The organism is Mesorhizobium sp. M0590 (genome assembly GCF_040320905.1).
Classification (GTDB): domain Bacteria; phylum Pseudomonadota; class Alphaproteobacteria; order Rhizobiales; family Rhizobiaceae; genus Mesorhizobium.
Map to the genome: position 1 here is coordinate 92,163 of NZ_JAMYQN010000022.1, position 7,630 is coordinate 99,792.

7 protein-coding genes are annotated in these 7,630 nt (G+C 62.6%); 6 read left to right on the forward strand and 1 reads right to left on the reverse strand.

The window, feature by feature from the left end; all coding sequences use genetic code 11:
* Positions 1-99: 99 nt before the first annotated feature.
* The 4 genes from NKI52_RS27620 (at position 100) to NKI52_RS27635 (ending at position 4,577) form a co-directional block, all read left to right on the forward strand.
* Positions 100-1,467 carry a S8 family serine peptidase gene (locus tag NKI52_RS27620; protein ID WP_023674107.1) on the forward strand — a complete coding sequence of 456 codons (1,368 nt, stop codon included), beginning with the start codon at positions 100-102 and terminating at the stop codon, positions 1,465-1,467.
* Complete coding sequence (locus NKI52_RS27625) at positions 1,458-2,615, forward strand: DUF1501 domain-containing protein (protein WP_352635352.1); 1,158 nt, start codon at positions 1,458-1,460, stop codon at positions 2,613-2,615. The genes NKI52_RS27620 and NKI52_RS27625 overlap by 10 nt, the downstream gene beginning before the upstream one ends.
* 524 nt (positions 2,616-3,139) lie before the next feature.
* Positions 3,140-3,958 (forward strand): enoyl-ACP reductase FabI, encoded by an 819-nt coding sequence (fabI, locus tag NKI52_RS27630; protein ID WP_031211054.1) that lies wholly within the window; start codon positions 3,140-3,142, stop codon positions 3,956-3,958.
* A gap of 31 nt (positions 3,959-3,989) precedes the next feature.
* Positions 3,990-4,577: a histidine phosphatase family protein gene (locus NKI52_RS27635; RefSeq protein ID WP_352700348.1), complete on the forward strand. Its 588-nt coding sequence runs from the start codon at positions 3,990-3,992 to the stop codon at positions 4,575-4,577.
* 62 nt (positions 4,578-4,639) lie between these two features.
* Here the strand turns inward: NKI52_RS27635 and NKI52_RS27640 are convergent, their stop codons facing one another.
* A complete protein-coding gene (locus NKI52_RS27640) occupies positions 4,640-4,903 on the reverse strand; it encodes a DUF1344 domain-containing protein (protein ID WP_023716902.1) in 264 nt (87 codons plus the stop codon).
* A gap of 275 nt (positions 4,904-5,178) precedes the next feature.
* Here NKI52_RS27640 and aroC point away from each other — a divergent pair, with 275 nt between their 5' ends.
* Together aroC and ribB are read left to right on the forward strand one after the other, a co-directional pair.
* Entirely contained in the window at positions 5,179-6,279 is a 1,101-nt protein-coding gene (gene aroC / locus NKI52_RS27645) for a chorismate synthase (RefSeq protein ID WP_352700349.1), read from the forward strand.
* Between the two features lie 105 nt (positions 6,280-6,384).
* On the forward strand, positions 6,385-7,485 hold the full coding sequence (ribB, locus tag NKI52_RS27650; protein ID WP_352700350.1) for a 3,4-dihydroxy-2-butanone-4-phosphate synthase: 1,101 nt from the start codon (positions 6,385-6,387) through the stop codon (positions 7,483-7,485).
* Positions 7,486-7,630: the final 145 nt, after the last annotated feature.

Consider the following 7,630-nt stretch of genomic DNA (forward strand, 5'->3'; position numbering starts at 1 on the left):
GGCATGCTCGCATCGACTCGATGTTTTCATGGACAGAAAGCCGTATTGGGAGCATTCTGATCCTCGCGGTATCAGTAACGACAGCCGGAGGGTGTACGAATGATACTTGCTCAACTTCGTGTGCTGTTGCTCGGCTGTCTCCTCGCCGTTGTCGGAACAGCGAGACCGGAAGCGTCAGGCGAGGAGGGCTTCACCGACAGCGGTGACATCGAAAAGACTTTCATCGTCGACATCGCCAGGGCGGCGGAGTTACGCAAGGATATCGGCGCGCTAAACAAGTTCATCGCAGGCAAGGGCAAGCTGGAAGCGGTGGACATGCCGGATATCGGTATCAGCATCGTGACGGGGACCTTTTCCGAGAGCGAGATCGAAGAGCTGCGCTCCAGGGGATATGAGGAGCCGGATCCTTTCGTGGTGAACCTGTTCGATGGTGCCACCTGCGAGGGGCCGGAACTCCTGGGCATCTCGCCGACTGCGGATGTTGTCCCTCCCAGCGTCTGCAGGGTCGTCGGGTCACCACAGCCGGTGGCTTCAGGATCGCCCACCGTATGGATCATCGACAGCGGAGTGGATTGGAGCGTTGTCACCGCCGGGCTCCTCAAGGTTCAGGAAGCCATCGATTGCACGAGCAGCCCATGCCAGACCGTGTCGAGCCTCGACGACACAGTAGGGCACGGGACGATGGTGGCAGCAGTTATCGGCGGAAAGCGTGTCAAGCAGGGCGACCAGTATATAGGTCTGGTTGGTGTCAGCCCCGACGCCCCGCTCAAGATCGTAAAGGCCTTCAGTAAGCTGAAGACCGAAATTTTCGGCCCGCCTCTTCTCGCGCTTCGCCATGTTCGGGACAACGCGGTCGCTGGGGATATTCTGAACTTGAGTTGGGGTGCATTATATCTGGAGAGCACCAGACGCGGAAGCACGTTGCAAGATCTTAAATTTCTCGACGCCCTTCTTTATCAGATCGCCGACCGTCAGGTGCGCGTTGTGGTAGCTGCGGGCAACCCCCGGGAAGACGAAGAGGGCCCTTGGGTACAGTCTTATTTCCCGGCCAATGCGGCGACTTATTTTTCGCCTGTGACGACAGGAAACAAGGTGGGAGCGATATACAGCGCTTCGGCTTCCAACAGCGAATATATTCAGGTGGCAACTCCTGGGAAATGCCAAGGCATCAGCAACGCCTGGTGCGACACGCTATGGCGCGGGGGGGCGTTCGGCGCGTCCTATGCCGAACCGGGCGTCAATGTCCTGTCACTGTGGAAGAGCCGAAAGAACGGCAAGCTCCGGAGGAACATCTGTTCGGGCACATCTTTCGCAGCCCCGGCACTTGCCGGCCTTTTGGTTCGCAACGCGCAGCCGACTAACAAGGCTCTGACAACGGGAAGTCTTAGCCCGAATACGGATCTGCTAGGGTATATGACCGCGGGTACGCCGGTGAACCCAAGTTCGGACGAGCCTAAATGCAACTGACCCGAAGGGCAGCGCTGCAAGGTTTGGCCTTGGCGTCCGCGTTCGGTAGCGTGCGTCTGGCCGGTGCCTCGCTTGTGGACGAAGATCCTCGCCTTCTGCTCGTCCACGTGCGTGGCGGACTCGATGCACTAGCTGCCGTGCCGCCCTACGGCGATCCGCATTTTGCCTCGGCGCGCGGGCCCCTCGTGCCTTTCCCGAACTCTGGCGTCGCCGAGATGCTCAAGCTCGACGGGCTCTTCGCGCTTCATCCGGCGCTCGGGTCTCTCCTGCCCCACTACTCGTGCGGCGAGTTGCTCATCGTGCCCGCGACCGCCATTCCGGATGTGGGCCGGTCCCACGCGGCCGCCCAGGCGGCGCTGTTCGACGGCGATATCGACGGCGGCAGCGCCGGATGGCTCGACCGGGCTTCTTCTGTACTGTCGGGCCGGCAGAAGGCGGTGTGGCGGGGCAGACCGGCCGATCGATCGATGGACATGCTGGCCCATCTTGCGCTGGCCAATCCTCGGCTCGAACTCGTCCGCCTCTACGCCGAGGGCACTTGGCCGTCCGGCGCAAAAGGCAGCGAAAGCCTGCTGGAACAACATGCCGCATGCGACGCGGCTCGCTTCGGCGACGCGGCCAGGAGCGCGGCGCTTGCCCTGTCAGCTACGGGCGGACCGCGGATCGCGATGCTCGAGGTGGCCGGCTTCGACACGCATGTGGCGCAGGGAGCGGACTTCGGAAGGCTGGCGCGGAGTTTGAATGGGCTGGCGCGGGGCCTCATTGCATTTGCCCAAGCGTCCGGGCCTGCCTGGAACAGGACGGCGGTGCTGGTGGTCACGGAGTTCGGCCGTTCCGTGGTGCCCAACACCGACGGCGGCACTGATCACGGCGTCGCGAGTGTCACCTTGTTAATGGGTGGCGCCGTTGCCGGCGGGCGAGTAGGCAATCGCTGGCCCGGTCTTGCTCGAGACCTGCTTCATGGCGGAACAGACTTGGCTGCTACGACGGACGTACGATCGATCATAAAGGGCGTGCTGACGGAACACCTGCGTCTTCCTGACCGAGCAATGGCTGAAATTTTCCCAGGCGCTGCCGGGATACCGGCGGTGCGTGGACTGTTTATCGGGAGCCGTTGTCCAGGCGGAGGTCGACTGGCTTCGATGTGATCTCCAGCGCGGTTTAGCTTCTTATCCGCGTCGGCTACGGGACGCATCGGACTGCAATAGGCGGACGCCTAATCTTAAGTGGCCGCTTCTAAGAAGCTTCCGGAATCACGGCTATTGTGAAGGGTTTCGAATGCCGGCCTCCCAGCGCGGTCGCCTATAATGTCCGGTTTAAGGCAATGGCCGAGCTAACTTGAATGGCCGAGATGAGGCGCAAAGCGGTCGCCAACGGCCCAAAGTATGGAAGTCGGCTCGGGGTCATGAGCGTGACTTCGGCCGCTGGCCAACGAAACTTCCGCCAAAGGGTCATCTTCCGCCGTGCCACACCGACACCAGTGTCGGATTTTTCCACTGGCCCACGACCGCAAGGTCAAGGCGCTACAGCGTCCTTTGCGCGCCCAAAGGACGCGCGGCGCTGTTGAGCAACCGCTTTGTCCCCCGAACTGTCCGCTTTGAACGCTTGAAGGGGCACTGTGGCTGTGCGATAGGCACTCCACAAAGTAGAGAACCTTGCGGAGAGCGCTGACATGGCGGGTGGACGGGGCCTTATGGCCGGCAAGCGCGGCCTTATCCTTGGCATCGCCAACAATCGCTCGATCGCTTACGGCATCGCCAAGGCCTGTGTCGACCACGGCGCCGAGATCGCGCTGACCTATCAGGGCGAGGCGTTCAAGAAACGCGTCGAGCCGCTTGCCGCGGAACTGGGCGCGCATGTCGCCGGCCATTGCGATGTGACCGACCCGGCCAGCCTCGATGCGGTGTTCGCCGATATCGCCAGCCATTGGGGCAAGCTCGATTTCCTCGTCCACGCCATCGCCTTTTCCGACAAGGACGAGCTGACCGGCCGCTATGTCGAGACGACGCGCGACAATTTCCTGCGTACAATGGATATTTCGGTCTATTCCTTCACCACCATCGCCAAACGTGCCGAGGCGCTGATGACCGATGGTGGGTCGCTGCTGACGCTGACCTATTACGGCGCGGAAAAGGTGATGCCGCACTACAACGTCATGGGTGTTGCCAAGGCGGCACTCGAAGCCAGCGTGCGCTATCTGGCCGTCGATCTCGGCGCCAAGAAGATCCGTGTCAACGCGATCTCCGCCGGCCCGATCAAGACGCTTGCCGCATCCGGCATCGGCGATTTCCGCTATATCCTGAAGTGGAACGAATACAATTCGCCGTTGAAGCAGACGGTCACGCAGGAGGAGGTCGGCGATTCCGGCGTCTATTTCCTGTCCGACCTTTCGCGCGGCGTCACCGGCGAGATCCATCATGTCGATTCCGGCTATCATGTCGTCGGCATGAAGGCGGTCGACGCGCCGGATATTTCGACGGTCAAGGACTGACGCCACCGCCTGACCTCTTCCGGAAGACCTGATGTACCCGCTCGTCTATATCGTGCGCCACGGCCAGACGGCGTGGAACGCCGAGGCCCGGCTGCAGGGGCAGGCCGATACCGACCTCAACGAGCTTGGCCGCGAGCAGGCTAGCCGCAACGGGCGCAGGCTGGCCGAACTCATCGACAAGCCCGAAGATTTCGAATTTGTCGCCAGCCCGATGCGGCGCACGCGCGAGACGATGGAGCGCCTGCGCGCGGCGATGAAGCTCGATCCGCACGCCTATCGTACCGAGCCGCTACTCGTAGAATTGAGCTTTGGCGACTGGCAGGGTTTCACCTTTGCCGAACTCGAGGCGAACGATCCCGGTTCGACCAGGCACCGACGCCTAGATAAATGGAACTTCCAGCCGCCCGGCGAGGGCGCCGAAAGCTATCAGATGCTGCTCGAACGGGTGAAGCCGTGGTTCGACGCGCTCGATCGCCAGACGGTCTGCGTGACCCATGGTGGCGTCATGCGCGTAATGTTCCGCTTGGTGCTGGGGATGTCCGAACAAGATGCGGTCAGCATGGAAGTGCCGCAGGACCGCGTGCTCAGGCTGGACGGCCGGCGCCTGGAGTGGCTTTGAGACCGATGACGTAGCGTATGTTGAGATCAGGTCGGGCCGGCCTCAGCTGAATATCGACGCGCCTATTCCGTCGATCCGGTGTCCGGCAGTTCCATGTCGGTGACGACGTTCTCGCCATTCGTCACGTCGTAGGCGAGGACGATGTCCATGCCTGGCTTCAGCGCATCGAGGTCGGTTTCGGCGTTCAGCTTGTAGGACTTGCCGTCGTCCAGCGTCAGCGTCAGCGCATCCTTATCGACCTTCTTGATCAGGCCTTCGGTCTGGCCGGCGAAGGCGGCGGTGGAAATCAACAGCGTGGCGGCAACAGCGCCAATCAGGATACGCATCATCGTCCTCTTTAATCATTGCCGGTACAGCGGCTCGGTCCAACGGAACGGAACTGAGCAGAAACCAATCGAATGTGTCAAAACTAAATCCGCGGGATCACAGTTTGACCACTGTGGAAAACGCCAATAGAAGGCAGGCGACAGCGCCGCGCGTCCTCCTGGACGCGCAAAGGACGCTGTAGCACTTTTGATTTTGTGCATGATCCTTTCCGAAAATCGCTCCGATTTTCGGAGTCATGCGCTGAGCCGGCTCCGACGCCGGCAGGGCTGGTTCCATGTCGCACAACACGTTCGGCCATCTTTTCCGCGTCACCACCTGGGGCGAAAGCCATGGGCCGGCGCTGGGCTGCGTCGTCGACGGCTGTCCGCCAGGCATCCGCTTCACTCGCGACGAGATCCAGGCCGAACTCGACAAGCGCCGCCCCGGCCAGTCACGTTTTGTGACGCAGCGTCGCGAACCTGACGAGGTCAAGGTCCTGTCCGGCTTCATCCTCGATGAGGACGGCGAGACGATGATCACCACCGGCACGCCGGTGTCGATGCTGATCGAGAACGTCGACCAGCGCTCCAAGGACTATGGCGACATCGCCCGCCAGTTCCGGCCGGGCCATGCCGACTACACTTACGAGGTCAAATACGGCCTGCGCGATTACCGCGGCGGCGGCCGCTCCTCGGCGCGTGAGACGGCGGCGCGGGTGGCGGCCGGAGCGCTTGCCCGCAAGGTCGTGCCCGGCATGGTGGTGCGCGGCGCGCTGGTGTCGATGGGCGATAAATCGATCGATCGCGCCAATTGGAACTGGAATTTCGTCGGCGACGCTGAAAACCCGTTCTTCACGCCCGATCCGGCGTCCGTCGCCGTTTTCACCAAATATCTGGACGGCATTCGCAAGGCGGGCTCCTCGGTCGGTGCGGTCATCGAGATCGTCGCCGACGGCGTGCCGGCGGGGCTTGGCGCGCCGATCTATGCCAAGCTCGACCAGGACATCGCCGCCGGCCTGATGTCGATCAACGCCGTCAAGGGCGTCGAGATCGGCAACGGTTTCGAGGCCGCCCGCATCACCGGCGAGGAGAATGCCGATGAGATGCGCATGGGCAATGACGGCAAGCCGGTCTTCCTGTCCAACAATGCCGGCGGCATCCTCGGCGGCATCTCGACCGGCCAGGCGATCGTCGCGCGTTTCGCCGTCAAGCCGACCTCGTCGATCCTGGCGCCGCGAAAGTCGATCGACAAGGACGGCAACGACGTCGAGATCATGACCAAAGGCCGCCACGATCCATGCGTCGGCATCCGCGCCGTGCCGATCGGCGAGGCGATGGTTGCCTGCGCCATTGCCGATCATTATCTGCGTCATCGGGGACAAACGGGAGGGGAGTAGGGGAGTAGGGGAGTAGGTTACGCAACTCCCACAACAGCATTTTTTCCTTTCCCCTACTCCCGTACTGCCCTACTCCCCTATTCCCTGCGAGCGAAGCGAGCACTTATGCCTTACGACCAGAAGAAAATCGTCGAAGCCCTGCGCGCCTTCGAGCGCGGCGAGATCGTCGTCGTCATGGACGATGACGGCCGCGAGAACGAGGGTGACCTGATCGTCGCCGCCGTCCATTGCACGCCGGAAAAGATGGCGTTCATCGTCCGCAACACGTCGGGCATCGTCTGCACGCCGATGCCGCGCGAGGAAGCCAAGCGGCTCAACCTGTCGCCGATGGTGGCTGACAATGATTCCGCCCACACCACTGCCTTTACCGTCAGCGTCGACTTCAAGCACGGCACCACGACCGGCATTTCGGCGGACGACCGCACGCTGACGGTGCGCAATCTCGCCAATGGCAATGTCGGCGCGTCCGATTTCGTGCGCCCCGGCCACATCTTTCCGCTGATCGCGCGCGAAGGCGGCGTGCTGATGCGTTCGGGCCATACCGAAGCCGCTGTCGACCTCTGCAAGCTCGCCGGCCTGCCGCCGGTCGGCGTCATTTCCGAGCTGGTCAATGATGACGGCACTGTCATGCGTGGCCCGCAGGTGCAGGCCTTCGCGGAAAAGCACGGGTTGAAGCAGATTTCGGTTGCCGACCTAATCGCCTACCGGCAACGCAAGGAATCGCTGGTCGAGCGCGTCGCCTGTTCGGACATCGAGACACCCGGCGGCAAGGCACAGGTCTTCACCTACACGCTGCCCTGGGACTCCATGCATCACGTGGCGGTCGTCTTCGGCGATATCCGCGACGGCGTCGAGGTGCCGGTGCGCCTTCATTCCGAGGACGTGGTCAGCGACGTCTTCGGCACCAGCCACAGGCTGGACGCCATCATGAAGGCGATGGGCGAGCGCCAGCGCGGCGTCATCGTCTATCTGCGCGAAGGCTCGGTCGGCGTCGCCCATCAGGAGCGCAAGCGCCCGGCTGCCGGCGACCGCGAGGATCACGAAGAGGCTCGCCGCCGCGAAAACGAATGGCGCGAGATCGGCCTCGGCGCGCAAATCCTCAAGGATCTCGGCATTTCCTCGATCAAACTGATCGCCTCGCGCGAGCGCCATTATGTCGGCCTCGAAGGTTTTGGCATCCACATCGCCAAGACCGAGATTCTTTAGGCCATTCTCACGATGCTGGTATGCGTCCGGCCCCCCCCCGGGGGCCGGCCGCCCCGGGAAAATTAAACACCCACCCCCCCGGCGGCGCAAGGAGCCCAATACCAATTAGGCGCGGGCACGCGGGGCGGGCCCGCGCGCCCGCTAT

Bases quoted from the DNA above. Each gene is read 5' to 3' on its own strand.
- NKI52_RS27620 (WP_023674107.1), top strand. From the start codon at position 100: ATGATACTTGCTCAACTTCGTGTGCTGTTGCTCGGCTGTCTCCTCGCC.
- NKI52_RS27625 (WP_352635352.1), top strand. From the start codon at position 1,458: ATGCAACTGACCCGAAGGGCAGCGCTGCAAGGTTTGGCCTTGGCGTCC.
- fabI (WP_031211054.1), top strand. From the start codon at position 3,140: ATGGCGGGTGGACGGGGCCTTATGGCCGGCAAGCGCGGCCTTATCCTT.
- NKI52_RS27635 (WP_352700348.1), top strand. From the start codon at position 3,990: ATGTACCCGCTCGTCTATATCGTGCGCCACGGCCAGACGGCGTGGAAC.
- NKI52_RS27640 (WP_023716902.1), bottom strand. From the start codon at position 4,903: ATGCGTATCCTGATTGGCGCTGTTGCCGCCACGCTGTTGATTTCCACC.
- aroC (WP_352700349.1), top strand. From the start codon at position 5,179: ATGTCGCACAACACGTTCGGCCATCTTTTCCGCGTCACCACCTGGGGC.
- ribB (WP_352700350.1), top strand. From the start codon at position 6,385: ATGCCTTACGACCAGAAGAAAATCGTCGAAGCCCTGCGCGCCTTCGAG.